Annotated in this window: 28 protein-coding genes; 10 read left to right on the top strand and 18 right to left on the bottom strand. The window is 59.1% G+C overall.

Translation table 11 applies throughout. The features are described 5' to 3' along the window. Positions 1 to 124 precede the first annotated feature (124 nt). The 6 genes from rimO to tsaA all read left to right on the top strand — a co-directional run bounded on the left by rimO (position 125) and on the right by tsaA (position 5,375). Positions 125 to 1,462, top strand: a complete 1,338-nt coding sequence (gene rimO, locus ACQ4MY_RS02715; protein ID WP_034154944.1) for a 30S ribosomal protein S12 methylthiotransferase RimO — start codon at positions 125 to 127, stop codon at positions 1,460 to 1,462. 215 nt (positions 1,463 to 1,677) lie between these two features. Then, on the top strand, positions 1,678 to 2,151 hold the full coding sequence (locus tag ACQ4MY_RS02710) for a GNAT family N-acetyltransferase (protein WP_440093564.1): 474 nt from the start codon (positions 1,678 to 1,680) through the stop codon (positions 2,149 to 2,151). Between the two features lie 190 nt (positions 2,152 to 2,341). Continuing rightward, positions 2,342 to 3,052 carry an rRNA pseudouridine synthase gene (locus ACQ4MY_RS02705; RefSeq protein ID WP_414926585.1) on the top strand — a complete coding sequence of 237 codons (711 nt, stop codon included), beginning with the start codon at positions 2,342 to 2,344 and terminating at the stop codon, positions 3,050 to 3,052. Between the two features lie 72 nt (positions 3,053 to 3,124). Further along, the gene (locus ACQ4MY_RS02700; RefSeq protein ID WP_053117744.1) at positions 3,125 to 3,595 is read left to right on the top strand and encodes a DUF1456 family protein; all 471 of its coding nucleotides are present in this window, start codon (positions 3,125 to 3,127) and stop codon (positions 3,593 to 3,595) included. 128 nt (positions 3,596 to 3,723) lie between these two features. Beyond that, the gene (locus ACQ4MY_RS02695; protein WP_320413969.1) at positions 3,724 to 4,494 is read left to right on the top strand and encodes an SDR family oxidoreductase; all 771 of its coding nucleotides are present in this window, start codon (positions 3,724 to 3,726) and stop codon (positions 4,492 to 4,494) included. Between the two features lie 182 nt (positions 4,495 to 4,676). Further along, entirely contained in the window at positions 4,677 to 5,375 is a 699-nt protein-coding gene (gene tsaA / locus ACQ4MY_RS02690; RefSeq protein ID WP_440093561.1) for a tRNA (N6-threonylcarbamoyladenosine(37)-N6)-methyltransferase TrmO, read from the top strand. A gap of 183 nt (positions 5,376 to 5,558) precedes the next feature. On the opposite strand, the gene fpr is transcribed toward tsaA, so the two are convergent. Next, positions 5,559 to 6,338, bottom strand: a complete 780-nt coding sequence (gene fpr, locus ACQ4MY_RS02685; protein ID WP_007908723.1) for a ferredoxin-NADP reductase — start codon at positions 6,336 to 6,338, stop codon at positions 5,559 to 5,561. A 133-nt stretch (positions 6,339 to 6,471) separates the two neighbouring features. Here fpr and ACQ4MY_RS02680 point away from each other — a divergent pair, with 133 nt between their 5' ends. Beyond that, positions 6,472 to 7,398, top strand: coding sequence for a LysR family transcriptional regulator (locus ACQ4MY_RS02680; protein WP_008077179.1), 927 nt, complete (start codon positions 6,472 to 6,474; stop codon positions 7,396 to 7,398). On the opposite strand, the gene ACQ4MY_RS02675 is transcribed toward ACQ4MY_RS02680, so the two are convergent. Continuing rightward, the gene (locus ACQ4MY_RS02675) at positions 7,395 to 7,757 is read right to left on the bottom strand and encodes a diacylglycerol kinase (protein ID WP_440093558.1); all 363 of its coding nucleotides are present in this window, start codon (positions 7,755 to 7,757) and stop codon (positions 7,395 to 7,397) included. The two genes, ACQ4MY_RS02680 and ACQ4MY_RS02675, sit on opposite strands and share 4 nt — an antisense overlap. Before the next feature lie 74 nt (positions 7,758 to 7,831). After that, complete coding sequence (gene erdR / locus ACQ4MY_RS02670) at positions 7,832 to 8,482, bottom strand: response regulator transcription factor ErdR (RefSeq protein ID WP_008077176.1); 651 nt, start codon at positions 8,480 to 8,482, stop codon at positions 7,832 to 7,834. Between erdR and ACQ4MY_RS02665 the strand changes: the two genes are divergently transcribed. Beyond that, the gene (locus tag ACQ4MY_RS02665) at positions 8,475 to 8,633 is read left to right on the top strand and encodes a hypothetical protein (RefSeq protein WP_157173056.1); all 159 of its coding nucleotides are present in this window, start codon (positions 8,475 to 8,477) and stop codon (positions 8,631 to 8,633) included. The genes erdR and ACQ4MY_RS02665 overlap by 8 nt on opposite strands. A 72-nt stretch (positions 8,634 to 8,705) precedes the next feature. Here the strand turns inward: ACQ4MY_RS02665 and ACQ4MY_RS02660 are convergent, their stop codons facing one another. Continuing rightward, positions 8,706 to 9,455 carry a tRNA-uridine aminocarboxypropyltransferase gene (locus ACQ4MY_RS02660; protein ID WP_440093555.1) on the bottom strand — a complete coding sequence of 250 codons (750 nt, stop codon included), beginning with the start codon at positions 9,453 to 9,455 and terminating at the stop codon, positions 8,706 to 8,708. 186 nt (positions 9,456 to 9,641) lie between these two features. Between ACQ4MY_RS02660 and ACQ4MY_RS02655 the strand changes: the two genes are divergently transcribed. After that, a complete protein-coding gene (locus ACQ4MY_RS02655) occupies positions 9,642 to 10,067 on the top strand; it encodes a PA3611 family quorum-sensing-regulated virulence factor (RefSeq protein WP_008077172.1) in 426 nt (141 codons plus the stop codon). On the opposite strand, the gene ACQ4MY_RS02650 is transcribed toward ACQ4MY_RS02655, so the two are convergent. Beyond that, the gene (locus ACQ4MY_RS02650) at positions 10,068 to 10,262 is read right to left on the bottom strand and encodes a hypothetical protein (protein ID WP_008077170.1); all 195 of its coding nucleotides are present in this window, start codon (positions 10,260 to 10,262) and stop codon (positions 10,068 to 10,070) included. Between the two features lie 350 nt (positions 10,263 to 10,612). Here ACQ4MY_RS02650 and ACQ4MY_RS02645 point away from each other — a divergent pair, with 350 nt between their 5' ends. After that, a complete protein-coding gene (locus ACQ4MY_RS02645; RefSeq protein WP_440093553.1) occupies positions 10,613 to 11,731 on the top strand; it encodes a TIGR00730 family Rossman fold protein in 1,119 nt (372 codons plus the stop codon). A gap of 56 nt (positions 11,732 to 11,787) precedes the next feature. Here the strand turns inward: ACQ4MY_RS02645 and recX are convergent, their stop codons facing one another. The 13 genes from recX to ACQ4MY_RS02580 form a co-directional block, all read right to left on the bottom strand. Then, positions 11,788 to 12,258 carry a recombination regulator RecX gene (gene recX / locus ACQ4MY_RS02640; RefSeq protein ID WP_440093551.1) on the bottom strand — a complete coding sequence of 157 codons (471 nt, stop codon included), beginning with the start codon at positions 12,256 to 12,258 and terminating at the stop codon, positions 11,788 to 11,790. Positions 12,259 to 12,266: 8 nt separating this feature from the next. Then, the gene (recA, locus tag ACQ4MY_RS02635) at positions 12,267 to 13,322 is read right to left on the bottom strand and encodes a recombinase RecA (protein ID WP_008077164.1); all 1,056 of its coding nucleotides are present in this window, start codon (positions 13,320 to 13,322) and stop codon (positions 12,267 to 12,269) included. A gap of 83 nt (positions 13,323 to 13,405) precedes the next feature. Continuing rightward, positions 13,406 to 13,906, bottom strand: a complete 501-nt coding sequence (locus tag ACQ4MY_RS02630) for a CinA family protein (RefSeq protein WP_440093549.1) — start codon at positions 13,904 to 13,906, stop codon at positions 13,406 to 13,408. A gap of 67 nt (positions 13,907 to 13,973) precedes the next feature. Then, complete coding sequence (locus tag ACQ4MY_RS02625) at positions 13,974 to 14,492, bottom strand: lysis system i-spanin subunit Rz (RefSeq protein WP_440093547.1); 519 nt, start codon at positions 14,490 to 14,492, stop codon at positions 13,974 to 13,976. Then, complete coding sequence (locus tag ACQ4MY_RS02620; protein ID WP_440093546.1) at positions 14,471 to 15,037, bottom strand: glycoside hydrolase family 19 protein; 567 nt, start codon at positions 15,035 to 15,037, stop codon at positions 14,471 to 14,473. Before ACQ4MY_RS02620 ends, ACQ4MY_RS02625 begins: the two co-directional genes overlap by 22 nt. A 36-nt stretch (positions 15,038 to 15,073) precedes the next feature. Further along, positions 15,074 to 15,289, bottom strand: a complete 216-nt coding sequence (locus tag ACQ4MY_RS02615) for a hypothetical protein (protein WP_440093544.1) — start codon at positions 15,287 to 15,289, stop codon at positions 15,074 to 15,076. Between the two features lie 9 nt (positions 15,290 to 15,298). Further along, a complete protein-coding gene (locus ACQ4MY_RS02610; RefSeq protein ID WP_440093542.1) occupies positions 15,299 to 16,501 on the bottom strand; it encodes a carbohydrate-binding protein CenC in 1,203 nt (400 codons plus the stop codon). Positions 16,502 to 16,519: 18 nt separating this feature from the next. Then, a complete protein-coding gene (locus tag ACQ4MY_RS02605; RefSeq protein WP_008077157.1) occupies positions 16,520 to 16,966 on the bottom strand; it encodes a hypothetical protein in 447 nt (148 codons plus the stop codon). Beyond that, positions 16,967 to 17,863 (bottom strand): gp53-like domain-containing protein, encoded by an 897-nt coding sequence (locus tag ACQ4MY_RS02600; protein WP_008077156.1) that lies wholly within the window; start codon positions 17,861 to 17,863, stop codon positions 16,967 to 16,969. It lies immediately after the preceding gene. 40 nt (positions 17,864 to 17,903) lie between these two features. Continuing rightward, positions 17,904 to 18,371, bottom strand: a complete 468-nt coding sequence (locus tag ACQ4MY_RS02595; protein ID WP_440093539.1) for a phage tail assembly chaperone — start codon at positions 18,369 to 18,371, stop codon at positions 17,904 to 17,906. Beyond that, a complete protein-coding gene (locus ACQ4MY_RS02590) occupies positions 18,371 to 19,294 on the bottom strand; it encodes a hypothetical protein (RefSeq protein ID WP_008077154.1) in 924 nt (307 codons plus the stop codon). Before ACQ4MY_RS02590 ends, ACQ4MY_RS02595 begins: the two co-directional genes overlap by 1 nt. Before the next feature lie 87 nt (positions 19,295 to 19,381). After that, positions 19,382 to 19,963 (bottom strand): tail fiber assembly protein, encoded by a 582-nt coding sequence (locus tag ACQ4MY_RS02585; RefSeq protein ID WP_440093537.1) that lies wholly within the window; start codon positions 19,961 to 19,963, stop codon positions 19,382 to 19,384. A gap of 7 nt (positions 19,964 to 19,970) precedes the next feature. Continuing rightward, complete coding sequence (locus tag ACQ4MY_RS02580) at positions 19,971 to 21,011, bottom strand: phage tail protein (protein WP_440093535.1); 1,041 nt, start codon at positions 21,009 to 21,011, stop codon at positions 19,971 to 19,973. Positions 21,012 to 21,035: the final 24 nt, after the last annotated feature.

Here is a 21,035-nt window from a genome sequence, read left to right as displayed (position 1 = left end):
AAAGCTGGTCAAGTGCGTTGCCCGCCGCTAGAATTGCGCACTTTTTGATCAGAGGCGCACCTTAAGCGCCCGTCCGTCGGCTTTCGCACCCAGAAAGCGATGTCACAAAATACCGAGGTTAGACATGTCCACCACTCCTGCGCCGGCCAATCCAAAGGTTGGCTTTGTATCTCTGGGTTGCCCGAAAGCACTGGTCGACTCCGAGCGCATCCTGACCCAGCTGCGCATGGAAGGTTATGACGTGGTGTCCACCTATCAGGACGCCGACGTTGTAGTCGTCAACACCTGCGGTTTCATCGATTCGGCCAAGGCTGAGTCGCTGGAAGTGATCGGCGAAGCGATCAAGGAAAACGGCAAGGTGATCGTCACCGGTTGCATGGGCGTGGAAGAAGGCAACATCCGCAACGTCCACCCGAGCGTGCTGGCCGTGACCGGCCCGCAGCAGTACGAGCAAGTGGTCAACGCTGTGCACGAAGTGGTGCCGCCGCGTAAAGATCACAACCCGCTGATCGACCTGGTGCCGCCGCAAGGCATCAAGCTGACCCCGCGTCACTACGCCTACCTGAAGATCTCCGAAGGCTGCAACCACAGCTGCTCGTTCTGCATCATCCCGTCGATGCGCGGCAAACTGGTCAGCCGTCCGGTCGGCGATGTGCTCGACGAAGCTCAGCGTCTGGTCAAATCCGGCGTTAAAGAGTTGCTGGTGATTTCGCAAGACACCAGCGCATATGGCGTCGACGTGAAATACCGCACCGGTTTCTGGAACGGCGCGCCGGTGAAAACCCGCATGACCGAGCTCTGCGAAGCGCTGAGCACCCTCGGCGTCTGGGTGCGTCTGCACTACGTTTACCCGTACCCGCACGTTGACGAACTGATCCCGCTGATGGCCGCCGGCAAGATCCTGCCGTACCTGGACATCCCGTTCCAGCACGCCAGCCCGAAAGTGTTGAAGTCGATGAAACGCCCGGCGTTCGAAGACAAGACCCTGGCGCGCATCAAGAACTGGCGCGAAATCTGCCCGGATCTGATCATCCGTTCGACCTTCATCGTCGGCTTCCCGGGCGAAACCGAAGAAGACTTCCAGTACCTGCTGAACTGGCTGACCGAAGCCCAGCTCGACCGCGTCGGCTGCTTCCAGTACTCGCCGGTTGAAGGCGCTCCGGCCAACGATCTGGATCTGGAGATCGTTCCGGACGACGTCAAACAGGATCGTTGGGATCGCTTCATGGCGCACCAGCAGGCGATCAGCTCGGCCCGCCTGCAAATGCGCATCGGCCGTGAAATCGAAGTACTGGTGGACGAAGTCGACGAGCAAGGCGCGGTTGGCCGCTGCTTCTTCGATGCCCCGGAAATCGATGGCAACGTGTTCATCGACAACGGCAGCAATCTGAAGCCGGGCGACAAGGTCTGGTGCAAAGTCACCGACGCTGACGAATACGACCTGTGGGCCGAACAGATCTAACACCGCATACCCTGTAGGAGCTGCCGAAGGCTGCGATCTGTTGATCTTGATCTGAAAAAACCAGATCAACAGATCGCAGCCTCGTTTCACGCGTCAGCTCCTACCGGGATTCGGGATAGCGCTGAATTTAAAAGCCTCGCTCGATGCGGGGCTTTTTTACGGCTATCGTTTAGCGGGGGACGGACTCCCTTGAAACAGAAAAGAGGCAGACGGGCATGCGTCACCATTCGGTCATCCACACGCCGAAACTCAGCGATTATCAGGAACTGACCCGGGTCTGGGAGGCCTCGGTTCGCGCCACCCATGATTTTCTGCCAGAGAGCTACATCGAACTGCTGCGCAATTTGGTGCTGACACGTTATCTCGATGCGGTGATGTTGATCTGCACCAAGGACGCCGACCAGCGCATCACCGGGTTCGCCGGGGTGGCAGCGGGCAAGATTGAAATGTTGTTCATCGATCCCGATCATCGCGGCCAGGGTTTGGGCAAGAAACTGCTCAACTACGCCATGCAGCATCTGAATGCCGATGAACTCGACGTCAACGAACAGAACCCGCAGGCACTGGGTTTTTATTTCAAGCAGGGTTTTGAAGTGATCGGCCGCTCTGAAGTGGATGGCATGGGCCAGCCGTACCCGTTGCTGCACATGCGCATGCGCCAAACCCAAACACGCTCAAGCCACGCCTGACACACCAAGGAGCCCCTGTGGGAGCTGGCTTGCCAGCGATGCAGACGCCTCGGTCTGACAGATCCACCGAGGTGATGCCATCGCTGGCAAGCCAGCTCCCACAGGGAATACGGACACCGTGAAAATGGAACCGGGCTTAACCGGCGCCACACAGGTACAATGCCCACCCCTTTTTTGTTACGGCCCTGTCATGACTGACCCGATTCGCCTCTCCAAACGCCTCATCGAACTGGTCGGTTGCTCCCGCCGGGAGGCCGAGCTGTTCATCGAGGGCGGCTGGGTCACCGTGGACGGCGAAGTCATCGACGAACCGCAGTTCAAGGTCGGCGACCAGAAGGTCGAGCTCGACAAGGAGGCCCAGGCCACCGCGCCGGAGCCGGTGACTATCCTGCTCAACGCGCCGGCCGGCATGGACGTCGAAAGCGCCATGCAATCGCTGAGCATCGACACCCTCAGCGAAGAACACCGCTATGGCAAACGCCCGTTGCGCGGGCACTTCCTGCGCCTGACCGCCAGCGCCGACCTGCAAGCCAAGGCCAGCGGCCTGCTGGTGTTCACGCAGGACTGGAAAATCCTGCGCAAGCTCACGGCCGACGCCGCGAAGATCGAGCAGGAATACGTGGTCGAAGTCGAAGGGGACATGGTCGCGCACGGCCTCAACCGCTTGCAGCACGGCCTGACGCACAAGGGCAAGGAGCTGCCGCCGGTCAAGGCCAGCTGGCAGAACGAAAACCGTCTGCGCTTCGCCATGAAAAACCCGCAACCGGGGATCATTGCCCAGTTCTGCGAAGCGGTCGGCCTGAAGGTCATCGGCATCCGCCGCATCCGCATCGGCGGCGTCTCCATCGGCAAAGTCCCGGTCGGCCAATGGCGCTACCTGTCCGGCAAAGAGAAGTTCTAAGACTTCCACTGCCGCCACACATTCCGGCAGCGCGCCCGCGTGCTGCCCACAACGCTTATCAGGATTACTCACATGATTCATAACGACGTATTGCGCAGCGTGCGCTACATGCTCGACATCAGCGACAAGAAAGTTGTCGAAATCATCAAACTCGGCGGCATGGACGTAGCACTCGCTGACGTGCTGACCTGGCTCGACAAGAAAGAAGAAGACGAAGAAGGTTTCGTGCGCTGCCCGGACGAAGTCATCGCGCACTTCCTCGACGGCCTGGTGATCTTCAAGCGTGGCAAAGACGAAAGCCGTCCGCCGCAGCCGATCGAAGTGCCGGTGACCAATAACATCATTCTGAAAAAGCTGCGCGTGGCCTTCGAACTGAAAGAAGACGACATGCACGCGATTCTCAAGGCTGCCGAGTTCCCGGTGTCCAAGCCTGAGCTGAGCGCACTGTTCCGCAAGGTTGGCCACACCAACTATCGCCCGTGCGGCGACCAGTTGCTGCGTAACTTCCTCAAGGGTCTGACCCTGCGCGTTCGCCCGGCTTGATCCCCTCTGCGGTGGTGATCGATGGTCGCCACCGCAGCGCATGACTGTTCATTCCCTCCAGAAATAATGGCTCCGCTTCGCGCGGCTGACGACTAGGGTGTACTGATCCCTAATCTTCAGGACTCGCCATGCACCCGTATTTCTCCCTGCAAGGCCGCACCGCTCTGGTGACCGGCGGCACCCGTGGTATCGGCAAAATGATCGCCAAAGCCTTCGTCGAGGCTGGCGCGCGCGTCTATGTCTGCTCACGCGATGCCGAGGCCTGCCATCAAACCGCTGAAGAACTCAGCGCCTTGGGCAAATGTCACGGTGTGGCGGCGAACCTGGCGACCGAAGAAGGTGTCCAGGAACTGGCCGCGCGCCTGGGTGAGCAGATCACGCATCTGGATATTCTGGTGAACAACGCGGGCACCACTTGGGGCGCGCCGCTGGAGAGCTATCCGGTCAAGGGCTGGGAAAAGGTCATGCAGCTCAACGTGACGTCGGTGTTCAGTTGCATCCAGCAGTTTCTGCCCTTGTTGCGCAAGGGTGGTTCTGCGGCGAATCCGGCGCGGATTATCAATATCGGTTCGGTGGCAGGGATTTCTTCGTTTGGCGAGCAGGCCTATGCCTACGGGCCGAGTAAGGCCGCCTTGCATCAATTGTCGCGGATTCTGGCGCGGGAACTGGTGAGCCAGCACATCAACGTCAATGTGATCGCGCCGGGGCGGTTTCCGAGCAAGATGACTCAGCATATTGGTAATGATCAGAAAGCATTGGCTGAGGACACGGCGCTGATTCCGATGAAGCGTTGGGGGCGTGAGGAAGAGATGGCGGCGTTGGCGATCAGCCTGGCGAGTACGGCTGGGGCTTACATGACCGGGAATATTATTCCTCTGGATGGTGGGTTCAGCCTCTAGGTCGGCGGTGAAGCTATCGCGAGCAGGCTCACTCCTACAGGGATTTTCAGCGAACAGAGATTTTGTGTACACCCACAATCCTGTAGGAGTGAGCCTGCTCGCGATGTCGTCAGCCCTGCCACCACCAGACTTGAGGCCCGCCGGGTTATCATGCCCACCCTGCCCCGCTTCGAATGCAAACCATGACTTACAGCGTCTCCCCCATCGGCTTCGTGCGCTCCTGCTTCAAGGAGAAATTCGCCATCCCCCGCCAGCCACAACTGGCCCCTGCCGCCCGTGGTGTGCTGGAACTGGTGGCGCCGTTCGATCAGGGTGACGCCGTGCAGGGTCTGGAACAGGTCAGCCACGTCTGGTTGCTGTTCCTGTTCCATCAGGCGCTCGAAGAAAAACCACGCCTGAAAGTCCGCCCGCCGCGCCTGGGCGGCAACAAATCCATGGGCGTATTCGCTACTCGTGCGACGCACCGCCCGAACGGCATCGGCCAATCCGTGGTGAAACTGGACAAGGTCGAAGCCAATCGGCTGTTTATCTCCGGCATCGACTTGCTCGACGGCACGCCGGTTCTCGACATCAAACCCTACGTACCTTACGCCGACATCATCCCCAACGCCGCCAACAGCATCGCCAGTGCGGCGCCGCAGCTGATTGAAGTGCAGTGGACGGACTCAGCACTGAAACAGGCGCACACACACGCTCAGCGCCTTGATGAGCCGTTGGTGGCTTTGATTGAACAGTGTTTGGCTCAGGACCCGCGCCCGGCCTATCAAACCCCGGCGCCTGAACGCGAATATGGCGCGCAATTCTGGGATCTGGATGTGCGCTGGCATTACCCGACACCGGAGCAGATCCGCGTGCTCGAAGTCATCCCCGCCAACGCCTGAGACCTCGGTCAATGTAGGAGCTGCCGAAGGCTGCGATCTTTTGATTTTGATCTTAAAAGCAAGATCAAAAGATCGCAGCCTTCGGCAGCTCCTACATGGATTGTGGCAGGCATGAAGGAAATGTTTCAGGCATAAAAAAGCCCCCATTGCCTGCAAAGGCAATGGGGGCTTTTTCAGTGGGGCTTACTTCTCGACGAACGCACGCTCGATCAGGTAATCACCCGGCTCGCGCATCCGCGCCGAGATTTTCAGGCCGAAGCTGTCGAGCACTTCGCTGGTCTCGTCGAGCATGCTCGGGCTGCCGCAGATCATCGCGCGGTCGTCCTGCGGGTTGATCGGTGGCAGGCCGATGTCGCTGAACAGCTTGCCGCTGCGCATCAGGTCGGTCAGACGGCCCTGATTCTCGAAAGGCTCGCGGGTCACGGTCGGGTAGTAGATCAGCTTGTCACGCAGGGCTTCGCCGAAGAACTCGTTCTGCGGCAGGTGCTCAGTGATGAATTCGCGGTAAGCGACTTCGTTGACGTAACGCACACCGTGAACCAGGATCACTTTTTCAAAGCGCTCGTAGGTTTCCGGGTCCTGGATCACGCTCATGAACGGCGCCAGACCGGTGCCGGTGCTCAGCAGGTACAAGTGCTTGCCCGGGTTCAGGTCATCGAGAACCAGCGTGCCGGTAGGCTTCTTCGAGATGATGATCTCGTCGCCTTCCTTCAAATGTTGCAGCTGCGAGGTCAGCGGGCCGTCCTGCACCTTGATGCTGAAGAATTCCAGATGCTCTTCCCAGTTCGGGCTGGCGATCGAGTAAGCGCGCATAAGCGGGCGGCCGTTGGGCTGTTGCAGGCCGATCATCACGAACTGACCGTTCTCGAAGCGCAGGCCCGGATCGCGGGTGCACTTGAAGCTGAACAGAGTGTCGTTCCAGTGATGAACACTGAGGACACGCTCGTGGTTCATGTTGCTCATGTACGTTTGACTCCTGGAGATTGGGTCTGCGCTGGCTTTTAAAGGCGACGGTGCGCAATTGCATCGCATTCTAATAGCGACGACAATATCTGTTAACTGGATTATTAAGATAAGGGTTATCGGTTATATCGATATGCGATTTACTCTCCGTCAACTGCAAGTCTTCGTCGCCGTCGCCCAGCAGGAAAGCGTATCCCGTGCTGCGGGTCTGCTCAACCTCTCGCAGTCGGCCGCCAGCACCTCGATTACCGAACTCGAGCGCCAGTCCAGCTGCCAGCTGTTCGATCGTGCCGGCAAACGGCTGAGCCTCAACGCCCTCGGCAAACAGCTGCTGCCACAAGCGGTGGCCCTGCTCGATCAGGCCAAGGAAATCGAAGACCTGCTCAACGGCAAATCCGGTTTCGGCTCACTGTCGGTCGGCGCGACGCTGACCATCGGCAATTACCTGGCGACCCTGCTGATCGGCAGCTTCATGCAGCGCCACCCGGAAAGCCAGGTGAAGCTACACGTGCAGAACACTGCCAATATCGTGCAACAAGTTGCCCACTACGAAATTGATCTGGGTCTAATTGAAGGCGATTGCAGCCACCCGGACATCGAAGTGCAGAGCTGGGTTGAGGATGAGCTGGTGGTGTTCTGTGCGCCGCAACATCCGCTGGCCCAGCGCGGCAGCGCAACCATGGAAGAGCTGACGCACGAGGCGTGGATTTTGCGCGAACAAGGTTCCGGCACGCGGCTGACCTTCGATCAGGCCATGCGTCACCATCGCAGCTCGCTGAATATCCGTCTGGAGCTGGAACACACCGAAGCGATCAAACGCGCGGTGGAATCGGGGCTGGGGATTGGTTGCATCTCGCGACTGGCACTGCGCGATGCGTTCCGACGCGGCAGTCTGGTGCCGGTGGAAACGCCGGATCTGGATCTGGCGCGGCAGTTCTACTTCATCTGGCACAAGCAAAAGTATCAGACTTCGGCCATGCGCGAGTTTCTCGAACTGTGCCGCGCTTTCACCGCCGGGGTTCAGCGCAGCGACGAGATCGTATTGCCGACGATCGCTTAAAGCAGAATCACCGCCCACACCAGACCGATCATGCTCAGCGCGACGAATTGCGCGGCGCTGCCCATGTCCTTGGCGTTCTTCGACAGCGGGTGCAGTTCCAGCGAGATGCGGTCGATGGCCGCTTCGACTGCCGAATTCAGCAGCTCGACGATCAGCGCCAGCAGGCACACCGCGATCAACAGCGCCTGTTCAACACGGCTGACATTGAGGAAGAACGTCAGCGGAACCAGCACGACATTGAGCAACACCAGTTGGCGGAACGCCGCTTCACCGGTGAAGGCCGCGCGCAGACCGTCCAGCGAGTAGCCGGAGGCGTTGAGGATGCGTTTCAGGCCGGTCTGGCCCTTGAAAGGTGACATAAAGTAGAAACCAACCAAAAAGGAGTGGGAAAGCTAGTTCAACAAAAGTCAAAAAAGCGTGAAGACGCCAACCTTTATTGGCTCGGAATTGACTCAAGTTGTTGCAGCAGTAAAGCCGCTTGCGTGCGAGTGCGCACATTCAGCTTGCGGAAGATCGCCGTGACGTGGGCCTTGATGGTCGCTTCCGACACACTCAACTCGTAGGCAATCTGCTTGTTCAACAGGCCTTCGCAGACCATGGTCAGCACGCGGAACTGCTGCGGGGTCAGGCTGGCGAGCCCGTCGCTGGCGGCTTTGGCTTCGTCGGAAACGGCAACCGCTTCGAACGCCTGCGGCGGCCAGAACACATCGCCATCGAGTACTTTACGCACCGCTTCCTGAATCACGCTGAGGTCGCTGGACTTGGGGATAAACCCACTAGCGCCGAACTCACGGGACTTGACCATTACCGACGCTTCTTCCTGCGCCGAAACCATCACCACCGGAATCTGCGGGTATTGCCCGCGCAGCATGACCAACCCGGAAAACCCGAAAGCGCCGGGCATGTTCAGGTCCAGCAGGACCAGATCCCAGTCGGCTTTTTCGGTCAGGCGGGTTTCCAGTTCGGCGATGCTTGCGACTTCGACCAAGCGTACATCCGGGCCGAGGCCCAGCGTCACCGCTTGATGCAGGGCGCTACGAAACAGAGGGTGATCATCGGCAATCAGGATGTCGTATGTGGCCATTTTTCAAATGATCCTGTTTTTGATGGCAGACGCGGTGCATTCCGGTCTGGCCAAAGCAACTCAAGATGCCGCTTTCAAGCGATATCCACAGGGGCACGTTCAACGCCAATCAACAGCAAACACGGCGTTTCAAACCTTGGCCGCACCCTAATCGGCGCCAAGCATGCCCAGCGAAGACGGGGTGGTCAAGCAGCACGGCCGCCGCTGCGTACAGTATGGGCCACTATGGCGCCAACTCTGGCTGCGGCTTTCGTATATAGGGCTGCAACTCGGCATGGGCGGGGGTGGACTCATTCATGTCCAATTGCTGCTTGGCGCCGAGGTAATGCTGGCTGAACACGTCGAAATAGGCGTCCAGCGCAGAAGCGGCGTCCGAGTCACCGGCCAACTCCAGGCACAGCGCCGCGACTTCGGCGGTGCACAGATGCTCGCTGCGGGTCGAGCGGCGCAAGCGATAGCGCGAAAGTTTGTCGGGCAACAGGCTCAAGATCGGCAAGCGATCGAAATACGGACTCTTGCGGAAAATCTTCCGCGCTTCGGTCCAGGTTGCATCCAGCAGAATGAACAGCGGGCGCTTGCTGCTATCGACAGCGACGGTGTTGGTCACTCGCGACGGCTCGACGTACTCGCCCGGGAACACCAGATACGGCTGCCATTGCGGGTCGTTGAGCAGCGCCAGCATCTGCGGATCGGGCTCGGTGCGCGACCAGATGAATGCATGGTTATCACGCACCACGTCGGCAATCAGCCAACCGGTGTTGCTCGGCTTGAACACTTCCTTGCCGGTCATGATCAGGCACACGGCCGATCGCGTTTCGACACTGGGTCGCCAGGCACACAGGCAATGACTGATGATGACCCGGCAGTCTCGGCAGCGTTCGGAGCGAAAGCCACGGGCCTGGATCGGCTTGATGCCTTCATCTTCGCGTTGATCACGCAAACGGGCGACGGCGTTGGGGGCATGATGGGTCACGGGCAACGCCTTACGGCAGGAAAACTCGACACGCACAGCACTCGGCAGGGCAATAAAAGCCGGCAGTTTACCAGAGCGACGGGCACAAGCCTGTACCCTCCCGACCGGCTCCCCTATAATTCGCCGCCACTGAACGCACAGCCCCGAGGCTGGTCGAACCACCAGCCACCGAATCAGGAGATTTTCATGCTGCGCCTTATCGTTCCCACCGCTGCCATTCTGCTGGCGTCGTCCTTCACCGCTCAGGCTGCCTCCCTGAGTGAGCAGAATCTGAACCGCGAGCTGCGTAACGTCGCCGCCCAGAGCAGCGTCGGTACGCCACGCGCCATCAGCGAAGACATTCTTGATCAGGGCTTCACCGTTGAAGGCACGCAGTTGATCAACCACCTGAGCGTGCAAAAGAGCCACGCCGACAAAATGCGCGCTGACCCCAAAGCCGTGTATTTCCAGTTGGGCGCCTCGGTGTGCAACAACCCGTCGTTTCGCAAGCTGATGGCCAAGGGCGCGATCATGCGTTACGACTTCACCGAAGTGAAAACCAACAAGGCGATCGGCTCCGCCAGCTACCAGGAATCGGATTGCCCGAAAGCCGGCCCGGCGAAGAAGAAGTAATCATCGCGAATTGGCGCGCCGCTGTTCATCCTCGGCGCGCAGTTCGGCCAGCAAGGCCTGTAAATAGTGCGAACGGCGCTCGCCGCCCGCCAACCGCCGGCAGCACTCTTCTTCGAGACTGACATGATTGGTCTCGGCTGATGCTTTCAACATCCGATACAGCTGCGTATCGATCTCCAGAATCACTCTGGCCATGTGTCCCGCCTCCTTGCCACCCGCTAATCCTTGAATCGCGTGCACCTTGCGTACGGTCGATGACGCAAAGTTGTCGTACGGCGCCTGTCAGTTAGTTAATCAGAGCGATTGCCGCTCGGCGCACCTTCGGACGAGCGGTGATGACACTGGCTGAAAATCAATAAACGGTTGCCAGCCAAAACTTTACGGCGCAATGATCAAGTCAGCGCAAATGCGCGCCAAGGTCTAGATTCAGAGTATTCCGATCATTTTTCAACGGCAGGCAAGGAACTGCCGATCGTGTGTTTTTTGCAGCGCGGCACTGACGCCGCTCGTCAGGGCCATCCGCTCTGTGCAGAAGGAGACGTTGAATGCCTTACCAACCGAATGACCTCTTGAGCCGTCATTTTCAGGAAAGCGGCCCCGACCTTATCAGCCAGGTCGAAGCACAACTCAGCCGTGTTTCCCCCAACAGCCCGAACATTCCCATTTACCGCGACATGATCCTGACCGTGCTGCGCATGGCTCAGGAAGACCATAACCGCTGGAACGCCAAGATCACCCTGCAGGCCCTGCGCGAACTTGAGCAGGCATTTCGGGTACTGGAACAATTCAAGGGCCGACGCAAAGTCACCGTATTTGGCTCGGCGCGTACGCCAGTCGAACATCCTCTGTATGCCATGGCCCGTGAACTCGGCGCCGCCCTGACGCGTTCGGACATGATGGTCATCACTGGCGCCGGGGGCGGCATCATGGCCGCCGCCCATGAAGGGGCCGGCCGTGATCACAGCCTCGGCTTCAACATCACCCTGCCCTTCGAACAACATGCCAACCCGACCGTCGACGGCACTGGCAATCTGCTGCCGTTCCACTTCTTCTTCACCCGCAAGCTGTTCTTCGTCAAGGAAGCTGACGCGCTGGTGCTGTGCCCGGGCGGTTTTGGCACGCTGGATGAAGCGCTGGAAGTACTCACGCTGATTCAGACCGGCAAAAGCCCGCTGGTGCCGGTGGTACTGCTGGATGCACCGGGCGGCACCTTCTGGCAAGGCGCGATGGATTTCATTCGTCAGCAACTGGAGGAAAACCGCTACATCTTGCCGACCGACATGAAGCTGATGCGTCTGGTCTACAGCGTTGAAGAGGCAGTGGAACAGATCAACCAGTTCTACAGCAACTTCCACTCCAGCCGCTGGCTCAAGCGGCAGTTCGTGATTCGCATGCATCACACCCTCAGCGATCAGGCGTTGGCGCACATGCAGGAAGCATTCGCCGATCTGTGCCTGAGTGACCAGTTTCATCAACACGCCTACGCCGGCGAGGAACACGATGAAGCGCAGTTCAGTCATCTGGCGCGACTGGCCTTCGCTTTCAATGCACGCACTCACGGGCGCCTGAGGGAGCTGATCGATTACATCAACCTGCCGGAAAACTGGGCCGATTCAAGACCGCAAACAGTTGAGCGCTCGCGCGAACCGTCAAAGGCAATTTGAAGGCAAAAAAAAACGGCCCGCTATTTTCATAGCGGGCCGTTTTTATTGAGTCGGTTTTAATCGTCCATGCCTCGACCGCTGAACAAGCGGTTGATCATCTCCATCGAGAACCCTCGATACGCCAGAAACCGGCCTTGCTTGGCCCGCTCTTTGGCATCAATCGGTAAATGCCCGGAGAACTTGCGGCGCCATGTGTCCTGAAGTTGCTCCTGCCAATTGATACCGCTTTCGCGCAGGGCGAGTTCGATATCGGCACGTTGCAAGCCGCGCTGGCTCAGTTCCTCGCGAATCCGCAAAGGGCCATAGCCGGAACGGGCACGGTAGGAAACAAAGCTTTCAAGGTAACGGGCTTCGGAAAGCAGGCCCTCTTCCGTCAAACGGTCGAGGGCTGTTTCGATCATCTCCGCCTCGGCGCCGCGCTGACGCAGTTTGCGTGTCAGCTCGACTCGACCGTGCTCGCGACGTGCGAGCAGGTCCATGGCGGTTCGTCGCACCGCGACGAGGGTATCGAGTACGGCGGTGGTCATCGCTGCAATCAGATGTCAGCGTCGGCCAGGTCGTCTTCAGTCTCTTTGACTGCAGAAGCCTTGGAGTCGATCACTGTCGGCGTCAGCAGTTTGTCACGCAGTTGTTTCTCGAGCTTCGCGGCGATTTCCGGGTTGTCCGCCAGGAACTTGGCCGAGTTGGCCTTGCCCTGACCTATCTTGGTGCCTTCGTAGGCATACCAAGCGCCGGATTTTTCAACGAAACCGTGCAGCACGCCCAGGTCGATCATCTCGCCGTTGAGGTAGATGCCTTTGCCGTAAAGAATCTGGAACTCGGCCTGACGGAATGGCGAAGCGACCTTGTTCTTCACTACCTTGACGCGGGTTTCGCTGCCAACCACTTCGTCGCCTTCCTTCACCGCGCCGGTACGGCGGATGTCGAGACGGACCGAAGCATAGAACTTCAGCGCGTTACCACCGGTGGTGGTTTCCGGGCTGCCGAACATCACGCCGATCTTCATGCGGATCTGGTTGATGAAGATCACCAGGCAGTTGGCGTTCTTGATGTTACCGGTGATTTTACGCAGCGCCTGGGACATCAGACGGGCTTGCAGGCCCACGTGCATGTCACCCATTTCGCCTTCGATTTCAGCCTTCGGTACCAGGGCTGCCACGGAGTCGACGATGATCACGTCAACGGCGTTGGAGCGCACCAGCATGTCGGTGATTTCCAGCGCTTGCTCACCGGTGTCCGGCTGGGACACCAGCAGGTCGTCGACGTTGACGCCCAGCTTGCCGGCGTACTCAGGGTCGAGGGCGTGTTCGGCGTCGACGAATGCGCAGGTCGCGCCGGCTTTTTGAGCCTGGGCGATCACGGACAAGGTCAGTGTGGTTTTACCGGAAGATTCCGGACCGTAGATTTCAACGATACGGCCTTTTGGCAGGCCGCCAATGCCGAGTGCGATGTCCAGACCCAGAGAGCCAGTGGAGATAGCCGGGATCGCCTGACGGTCCTGATCGCCCATACGCATCACGGCACCCTTGCCGAATTGACGTTCGATCTGACCCAGGGCCGCAGCCAAGGCTTTCTTCTTGTTGTCGTCCATTAAAGTCCTCACGTAATCAATAAGGCCTGACGGCCAACACCTGTATAAGTAGCCAGTATTATTCCACAGCGTTCGCGGATCGCCTACCCCTGATTTTCGATTTCTCGTGCCGCTAGTCGCAGGAGCCCCTCTAGCGCGGCCTTCACCGTTTGTCGGCGGACTTCATCGCGGTTACCCGGGAAGTGCTGAACCTCAGTGGTAACCGCCTCGCCAACGCCCCAGGCCAGCCACACCGTGCCCACCGGTTTGCTCGGTGAACCACCGTCCGGTCCGGCCACGCCGCTGACCGCCACGGCAAATCGCGCCAGGCTTTTGTCTTGAGCGCCACGCACCATGGCCTCGACCACTTCGGCACTGACCGCGCCCACCGTTTCAAACAACTCGGTCGGCACATTCAGTTGCAGGGTTTTCTGCCGGTTGGAGTACGTCACATAACCGGCCTCAAACCACGCCGAACTACCGGGGATCCGCGTGATCGCTTCTGCGATGCCACCACCGGTACAAGACTCGGCGGTGGTCACGTGGGCATTGAGCACTTGCAGACGTCGGCCAAGCTCGGCAGCCAGTTGGGTGATCTCTTTCACGGCGCTCTCCGGATCGTGTGGAATGCCTCCACCGTACACGAGCCGGTTGCGCTTTCAATACACAGACTCATTCAAAATGTTCGGGCGCCAACGCTCTGACATAAGCCTGACACGCCTGCAAGGCAATCAGTCCGCGGTCGCCGCTGTCGGTGATGGCGATAATTCGTTGAGCATGCGCCGGGTCAAGTCGGGCGCGTACGGTTGCATGATCCACGCCGCCGGTGCCGGCGGAGGCGGGCACGTTGCAGCCTTGGGCAACGTCGCCGGCGTCGAGAAGGACCGACAGGCGCACATCAGCAGTAGCAAGACGATCGCGCAAGCGATCTTGATCACGTTGGGCATCGCTCAGCGCTCGGTAGTGGCTTTGTTCACTGGCCGAGAGCCGTTGCTCCAGCGCCAGACGTTTATCCTGCTCGACCTGTTGGGCCGAGGCGGCGGCCAGATTCTGTTGGTTCAGCACCTCAGCGTTTAACCGGGCCTGCTCGGCCAGTTGCCGGCCGTAGCGCCAGTCCTGCAACTGCCAGGCCGCCGCAAAAGCGCCCGCGGCCAGCAAAAGAAGGCCGATCACGCGCCAGGAGAAAGGCATAGCACCGCCCTCGCCCGCGCCCAGATCTCCAGACGATCCTGCAAGCCGTTCAACCCGCCGTTTATACGCCGCGTGATGGTGTTGAACTGATCGCGGTCGGCCAGCTCGCTGAGGCCGTTCTGTTCCCAGAACCATGCTGCCGATTCGGCTGCCCATTGTGGTTGCTCGAGCAGTTCAGGCAACGACAGCAGACGCTCATCGCCGAACAGCCCAAGGCTGCATTGGCGATAGTTGCTGCGGCCGGTGATCTGAATCAGCCCACGCCCACGGTATTTTTGCCCGTCGCCATCAGCCTCTGGCGTATTGCCCAAACGCAAGGCCAAGGTGCCGGTGTCGTATTTGCTCAGGTATTGGTTGTTGCCCAGTTCACGCACATAGCGCAATTGCCCGGACTCATGACCGACTTGCGCAAGGAACGCAGCGATGCGTTTTGGCGAGTCGATATGGCGGCGAGCCATGGCACTGTTGAGCGCAGAAACAAAAACGCCCGCTTGGGAGCGGGCGCTGGGCATGATGTCGATAAGGTTGTTTTCAGTTATTTGCATAATGCTTGATCCTCCCTGGATATTCCCGCGATTGAATCACGGCTGACGACCAATGCCTGCCAGCCATTTATTTGCCAGAGTTTTCAGGTTACTGCCCGCTGCCGCTTCAGGTGCTTCGTCCAATGGCAGCACTTGCCCGCCCGATGACAGCCAGGCCTGATACTCAGTCCAGTCGCGATTGGTCGGATCCTGGGGGATGAATGCTGAATCCTCCATGCGCAATACGCCGCACGCCGTCAATTGGTATGTCATGTGTCACTCCTAGATTTCAGCGTCCGCTGTCCATTCAATCTGCAACCCGTTACCGGGCGCGCTGTTGGGTGATGTCACCGTGCTAAGCGCGAAAGTACGCTGCGTCACACCGTGCACGAACGTCCCCGTACAGGCTGTTTGTACCGTGTAGTTCCAGACCTGATTACCTGTATTTGCAGGGCAATACAGCACGACGGTAGGTTGCACTCGCTTCAGTATTTGCATGTGGATGGCCAAGCCATATTGGCCAGCGTTGGCACCTGCCGATTGACTGAACGAAAGAACGCACGTACTGACGCCATTGTTCGCCTGAATCGGTAAACGGTTGGCGAAAGACTTCTCGAAGTATCGCTGACACAACATCAACTCTTCAGCGACCGGACGGTATTCGAAAGGCGTGGAAACCGGTCCTTCCTCCAACTGGAGTTGCGCCAGATCAACCGTCTGCACAACGTTGAGTGGCAGGTCGAATGCCAGTCTCAGGCAATCATTGGTGCCGAGCATTTTCCCGGCAATGGTCGGCACCTGAAAGGTTGCGCTGTACTTTGTCCAGGCAGTATTCAATTGAAAGGCGTCAACGGCTTTCGCCACGGGTTCCGAACCACTTGCGCCAAAAATTTGCGCGAAAGCCACTTTCAGTGTGCGTGGCGCATCGGATCGAGCCCAGAAGGTGACGGTGGCTGTTTTCCCCGCGAGCGTTCGAACCGACTCGATAGCCTGGGAAATTTTATGCTCCGTTGCGCCGACGCCCGCCGTGGTCTGCTGCCAGCGCAGGAAATACGCCGGCTCACCGGCCACCTCGGTCTGCCCTGGAACGAAGCTCTGCCGGCTGATCGCTACAGCCGCATTACCGTTCCAGTCACAGCGAAACCTATCAGCCACGTAACCACCAATATTTGGCCCCTGATTGGTCGTCCCGCGTTGCCAGATATCGAATCCGCTATTGATCAGCAGATTTTTGCGGTACACCTGCACCGGGAATTGCTGCAACGGATCGGGCTTCGACAACTGCCGAATCGCCTGCGCCAATTGATTGGTCTGCTGGTCATCCGGAGTCAAACCGGCAGCAGTAATCGCGCTGAGAATTTCTTCGGTAACGCTGTTGCCCCAACTGGCCGGGATCAGTGAACCGGGTTTGCCCGCAACCGGGTCTTCGTCTACAAACTTGCCGTTCTCCAAGCCGGAGCCGGGAACGCTTTTTGGATAATCCATTTCAATCTCTCAAAAGATTCAGAGCGCAGCCGCCAACCAGTTCGGCGCCAGTGGCCGATGCTCGCTGAACGGGAAAAAAGAACCCTGCGGCCAGTCGCGCAATTGGCGGCGATACGTCTGCAATTGGGCATATTGCTCGGTGGTCAGCGTCGTGCCGCCGCCGTCTTCCAGTTCATCGCGATCGCGCGCGACCAATCCGTCGGTGGCGGCCAGTTGCGCGGTGCGCCAACGGCGCTCGGCGTCGGCTGCTTCATCGGCCGAAGGAGGCGCAGGATCGACCAGAATCGGATAGCCGTTATCCGCACGCACGCCGATCACCTTTGCCGTAACGGCCAATTGCTGCAGCAGCGAGATCCAGTAAGTCTGAGGAATCTCGATGACGTCATCGGGAATGTCAGTGGAGTTGATACCCGCTACATAAACGCCCCGGGTGCTGGCGCTGAACAAAACGTTGAACGGATTCATTCAATAGCCCTTTGCGAAATAATTGATGCCCCAACCCGCAGCAATGCTGCCGCCGAAATCACGAACCTTGAGCTTGCAGCCTTGTTGCTTTCCAGAACCCGCAATCAGGATGACCATTGCGCCGTCACCGCCAGCATGAGTAGCCACCAGCGAAGAAAAGGCTGTAGGAAAGGAGATTGGAAAAATCACGTCGACTTCGCCCTTCGCATCCGTTGTGCCCACGCCCCATTGCTCAATGTTGCCGCTGGCAAACCGTTGATAGCCGACGTTGCCATAGACACCCGAATGCGCCGTTGCATAACGATCGCTGATCGACCCTGCGTATAGCCGCCATTGGCTCGCCAGTTTGATCAGGCATGCGGAGTCGCCGAGCCCGAGCTTCAGTGCCCCGAACGTACCGTTGCAGGTTTCAATTTGTTCGTTAGCGGCAGGGTTGATGGTCAGAACACCGTTGCCCGCATTGATCACGTGTAGCGTGCTGGCATGGGCAATGCCATTGATGGAAGGCAACGTTGCGGTGATCGGCGTTGCGCTGGCGAAACTCGCCACCCCGCCCACGTTGGCCACGGTCAGGACAGTGCTCGCAGGGTAGGACACGAACCCGGAAAACTGCAGACCCGCGCGGGCGACGAACTCGGTGGTGGCGACCGCTTTGCCTTGATTGAACTGCGGTGCCGTGACGAACAGATTGTTGCTGCGCAGCGCACTGAGCAGTTGATTATTGGCGGCCTCCGACGGTGTCAGCCCCGCGCTCTGGATGACCGTCAACAACTCCTGCGTAACACCATTACCCCAACTGGCCGGAATCAACGAGCCCGGCTTGCCCGTCAGTAAATCTTCATCGACAAACTTGCCATCTACCAATCCGGCGCTAGGAACACTCTTTGGATAATCCATGATTCAACTCCTTGTCTGAAAATGCCTGAAACCGCGGACGTCAACCCGCATTGGCGACCCACCATTGCGGTGCTGTCGGCCGAGAAACCACTGCAGGGAAACCGCTGGCCTCAGGCCAGTCACGCAGCGCCTGGCGGTATTCCAGCAACTCCAGATACTGCGCGGCCTTGAGCGTCGTTCCACGCCCCAATGCCTGCTCATCGCGATGACGCGTCACACACCATTCGGTCGCTGAAAGAGACGCTTCGCGCCAAGTACGCTCTGGCGCCACAGGCGCTTGTTCCAAGACAACAGCCGCCGGCGCGACAGTGGCAAGCGGCAAGACAGGCTGCGGCTCGATGGCTGGCGTGAGCGCGCTCATCGGTGCGCCGATGTCGAGCGCCATGTCGTCTGGCACGCGGACCATCGACTCGACAAACGACGGTGCAAACAGCTCGCTGATTGCGTAATCACCGGTGTCGATCCGTTCGACGATCACGCCATTTTCGATCCGTGCATAAACGGCCATTACTCGTACTCCCAGATTTCGCAAAAGGCGTTGCCGCCAGCGCCGCTGACGACTGAAGCAGAAGGGTTGACCGAGCACGCGCCACTGCCACCCGAACCCCGCACGCCGGCATTGCCCACCGTGTTTGATCCAGTGAACGGGCCGCCGCCATCGAACGCACTCGCCGCACCGCAACCGGAGAGCAGGCCCCAATTGGCATTACTCATGCCAAATCCGCCGGTGATGCCCCGGGCACTGCAGAGATTGCCGCCAGTCACCGCACCACCCACGCCGCCCTGAATGAATCCGGATGAGGTGCCCGTGACGACGATCGCCAGTTTCTGACCGCCACCGCCTCCCGAAACACTCATGTAAGAACCGAAGGATGCGCCGCCACCCGACAGACCTGTGGTGTTACTCACTGCGCCACCTGCGCCCAGGGAAACCGGTACGCCGGCGAACATTTGTGGCGTCACCTCATACAGGCTTTCGGCGTAGGCGCCCGAGCCACCTCCACCGCCAAGGATTTGATTATTGGCCGGCACCGGTGCGCACCCACCACCGGAACCACCCGCGCCAACCAGGCGCACACGAATGCGTTTGGTTTTCGGGTTGGGCATGTAAACGGTGATCCCGACTGTTTCAATCTGCCTGACAGCCAGCAGCCGCCCCACTGCATCGGTGATGCCATAACCACTGAGCGTGGTCGGGGTATTTTTCAGCTTGGTGAAGTCGACCAATGCGCCAATGGCCGTGGCCAACTGATCGGTTCTGGCTTCATCAGGGGTCAATCCCGCGGCCTTGATCGCGTTGAGAATTTCTTGCGTGACGCTGTTGCCCCAGGCAGCAGGAATCAGCGATCCCGGCGTTCCGGCCACAGGGTTTTCATCGATAAATCCGCCGTTGACCAGGCCAACGCCGGGGATGGTTTTTGGATAGTCCAAGGCACAGCCTTCCTTTTTTTACAGGCAGCCGAAAGCCAGCAGCAGAATGGCGCCTGTAGGGTTTTGATTGAGTGAGTGAGTTGTGAGTTATGCGACCGGCGAAACAACCTGGGTGACAGGCGCCGCAGGCCAATCGATTACCGATGGATAATCTGGCTGCTGCTCGATCCGAGCCAATGTCAACGCATAACGCTTCCACGCCTGCAGGGTGGTCAATTGATCACTGCTGGCCTCGCCCACTTCATAGGCATATTGCAGAGGTGCCACCCGAATGACCGCATCGCGCAGTCGGCCGTCCCGATCGATTTGCGCCTGCGCGATCAGGCCTGCGCGCTCGGCTTCGACGTCAAGTGCCCAGTCGTCACTCTTCCAGCAGTGATAGATACTCGGCCTTGGCTTGAGCGTGAGTTCATCGGGCAGCGGGCCTAATTGGGTCCAATACTGAGGATTGCCATTGTCTTTGCGAAACACCGTGCGGTTGCGCAGATCGACCATTTGCACGGCGCGTTCATCGCGCCATATCCAGACATGCCCGGAATCGGCAGCCGGCAATACGTGCGGCAACTCGATTGCATTGCCCGGCATGACCACCCCCATGCCTGGGCAGGCTGGCAGTTCGACGGGCCCGGTCAGTTCCCGGGTGAGTTCGTTGACATAGTAATAAGCCATAAATACCTCAAATCAGTTTCAGGCGACCTGGATACGCAATGTTTCTAGGTCGGGCCATTCCCCAATACGGGGCGCTGAAGTTTTCAGCATTAGTGGCAGCGACGTAGTAAGTCAGGCCGAGGAAAGCGGTCGGATCTGCCCCGATCGTCGCCAGATTGCCGATCGCGTGAACCGCCGGGGCAGAGCCGTTATCACCGGCGATGTTGGTACCCGTCTGCCAGGAGCCGGGCACTCGGCCCGCATCGATATTGCGTTGTTCATCCAGCATCCGCAGGAACTCGCCGCGAACCTCCGGCCCGCGAAAAGTCTTGATGCCGTCGCCGCTGCTCCAGCCACCGGCGCGGTCGGCTTCGGCACGCAACATCCCCGATTGCACGGCGTGATCCCAGAGCCACGGCCATTCGGCACGCTGGAACTCACGACCGTTGAGTGCGCCATATCCACCGGGGCTGAGCGCGGTCGACGTCTCAAATACAATCCGTCCCAGCGCACTGCCATCGAAGCGCCCGACCGGCCACCAGTTACCCGAACCATCGCTGCGCAGGTGCCACCAGTCGCCCGCCCCCATCAGCACCAGAAACGGGTAGCCGTTTGCCGACAGATGAGTATGAAATCTGATTCGATCATTGCCGGCCGCTTGCACTACCAAGCGATTAGCGCTGTTGTCGGTTCGACGGACAATGACGTCGCAGACACCGGTAAGAGCGTTCACCGGCGGCAAGGTGATGGTCGCATCAGCCCCATTGGCACTGATCAAGACCAGCCCCAGCTCATCGGCAATCAACGTCTTTGTTCCAGAAACTTCTGTCACCCGTGATGCCATTGGGCTGGCCAGGCTCAGAAGTTTTTTGAATGCCGCCAACAACTGATCCGTAGCGGCTTCGGCCGGGGTGATTCCGGCTGCCTTGATAACGCTTAGCAACTCTTCGGTGACACTGTTGCCCCACACCGCCGGAATCAACGATCCCGGTGTGCCAGCCAACGGGTTTTCATCGACGAAGCGGCCATCGACCAGGCCGACGCTGGGGACGCTTTTTGGATAATCCATAGGTTGTTCGTTCCTTTGAAATGA

This window comes from Pseudomonas sp. SM4, from assembly GCF_051913165.1.
In the GTDB taxonomy this organism is placed as follows: domain Bacteria; phylum Pseudomonadota; class Gammaproteobacteria; order Pseudomonadales; family Pseudomonadaceae; genus Aquipseudomonas.
The sequence above is the reverse complement of the archived record's forward strand: the minus strand, read 5'-3'. Positions and strand labels throughout refer to the sequence as shown.

What these genes read in the sequence shown, in the direction of transcription:
- rimO (WP_034154944.1), top strand. Translation starts at nt 125, where the DNA reads ATGTCCACCACTCCTGCGCCGGCCAATCCAAAGGTTGGCTTTGTATCT.
- ACQ4MY_RS02710 (WP_440093564.1), top strand. Translation starts at nt 1,678, where the DNA reads ATGCGTCACCATTCGGTCATCCACACGCCGAAACTCAGCGATTATCAG.
- ACQ4MY_RS02705 (WP_414926585.1), top strand. Translation starts at nt 2,342, where the DNA reads ATGACTGACCCGATTCGCCTCTCCAAACGCCTCATCGAACTGGTCGGT.
- ACQ4MY_RS02700 (WP_053117744.1), top strand. Translation starts at nt 3,125, where the DNA reads ATGATTCATAACGACGTATTGCGCAGCGTGCGCTACATGCTCGACATC.
- ACQ4MY_RS02695 (WP_320413969.1), top strand. Translation starts at nt 3,724, where the DNA reads ATGCACCCGTATTTCTCCCTGCAAGGCCGCACCGCTCTGGTGACCGGC.
- tsaA (WP_440093561.1), top strand. Translation starts at nt 4,677, where the DNA reads ATGACTTACAGCGTCTCCCCCATCGGCTTCGTGCGCTCCTGCTTCAAG.
- fpr (WP_007908723.1), bottom strand. Translation starts at nt 6,338, where the DNA reads ATGAGCAACATGAACCACGAGCGTGTCCTCAGTGTTCATCACTGGAAC.
- ACQ4MY_RS02680 (WP_008077179.1), top strand. Translation starts at nt 6,472, where the DNA reads ATGCGATTTACTCTCCGTCAACTGCAAGTCTTCGTCGCCGTCGCCCAG.
- ACQ4MY_RS02675 (WP_440093558.1), bottom strand. Translation starts at nt 7,757, where the DNA reads ATGTCACCTTTCAAGGGCCAGACCGGCCTGAAACGCATCCTCAACGCC.
- erdR (WP_008077176.1), bottom strand. Translation starts at nt 8,482, where the DNA reads ATGGCCACATACGACATCCTGATTGCCGATGATCACCCTCTGTTTCGT.
- ACQ4MY_RS02655 (WP_008077172.1), top strand. Translation starts at nt 9,642, where the DNA reads ATGCTGCGCCTTATCGTTCCCACCGCTGCCATTCTGCTGGCGTCGTCC.
- ACQ4MY_RS02650 (WP_008077170.1), bottom strand. Translation starts at nt 10,262, where the DNA reads ATGGCCAGAGTGATTCTGGAGATCGATACGCAGCTGTATCGGATGTTG.
- ACQ4MY_RS02645 (WP_440093553.1), top strand. Translation starts at nt 10,613, where the DNA reads ATGCCTTACCAACCGAATGACCTCTTGAGCCGTCATTTTCAGGAAAGC.
- recX (WP_440093551.1), bottom strand. Translation starts at nt 12,258, where the DNA reads ATGACCACCGCCGTACTCGATACCCTCGTCGCGGTGCGACGAACCGCC.
- recA (WP_008077164.1), bottom strand. Translation starts at nt 13,322, where the DNA reads ATGGACGACAACAAGAAGAAAGCCTTGGCTGCGGCCCTGGGTCAGATC.
- ACQ4MY_RS02625 (WP_440093547.1), bottom strand. Translation starts at nt 14,492, where the DNA reads ATGCCTTTCTCCTGGCGCGTGATCGGCCTTCTTTTGCTGGCCGCGGGC.
- ACQ4MY_RS02620 (WP_440093546.1), bottom strand. Translation starts at nt 15,037, where the DNA reads ATGCAAATAACTGAAAACAACCTTATCGACATCATGCCCAGCGCCCGC.
- ACQ4MY_RS02615 (WP_440093544.1), bottom strand. Translation starts at nt 15,289, where the DNA reads ATGACATACCAATTGACGGCGTGCGGCGTATTGCGCATGGAGGATTCA.
- ACQ4MY_RS02610 (WP_440093542.1), bottom strand. Translation starts at nt 16,501, where the DNA reads ATGGATTATCCAAAAAGCGTTCCCGGCTCCGGCTTGGAGAACGGCAAG.
- ACQ4MY_RS02605 (WP_008077157.1), bottom strand. Translation starts at nt 16,966, where the DNA reads ATGAATCCGTTCAACGTTTTGTTCAGCGCCAGCACCCGGGGCGTTTAT.
- ACQ4MY_RS02600 (WP_008077156.1), bottom strand. Translation starts at nt 17,863, where the DNA reads ATGGATTATCCAAAGAGTGTTCCTAGCGCCGGATTGGTAGATGGCAAG.
- ACQ4MY_RS02595 (WP_440093539.1), bottom strand. Translation starts at nt 18,371, where the DNA reads ATGGCCGTTTATGCACGGATCGAAAATGGCGTGATCGTCGAACGGATC.
- ACQ4MY_RS02585 (WP_440093537.1), bottom strand. Translation starts at nt 19,963, where the DNA reads ATGGCTTATTACTATGTCAACGAACTCACCCGGGAACTGACCGGGCCC.
- ACQ4MY_RS02580 (WP_440093535.1), bottom strand. Translation starts at nt 21,011, where the DNA reads ATGGATTATCCAAAAAGCGTCCCCAGCGTCGGCCTGGTCGATGGCCGC.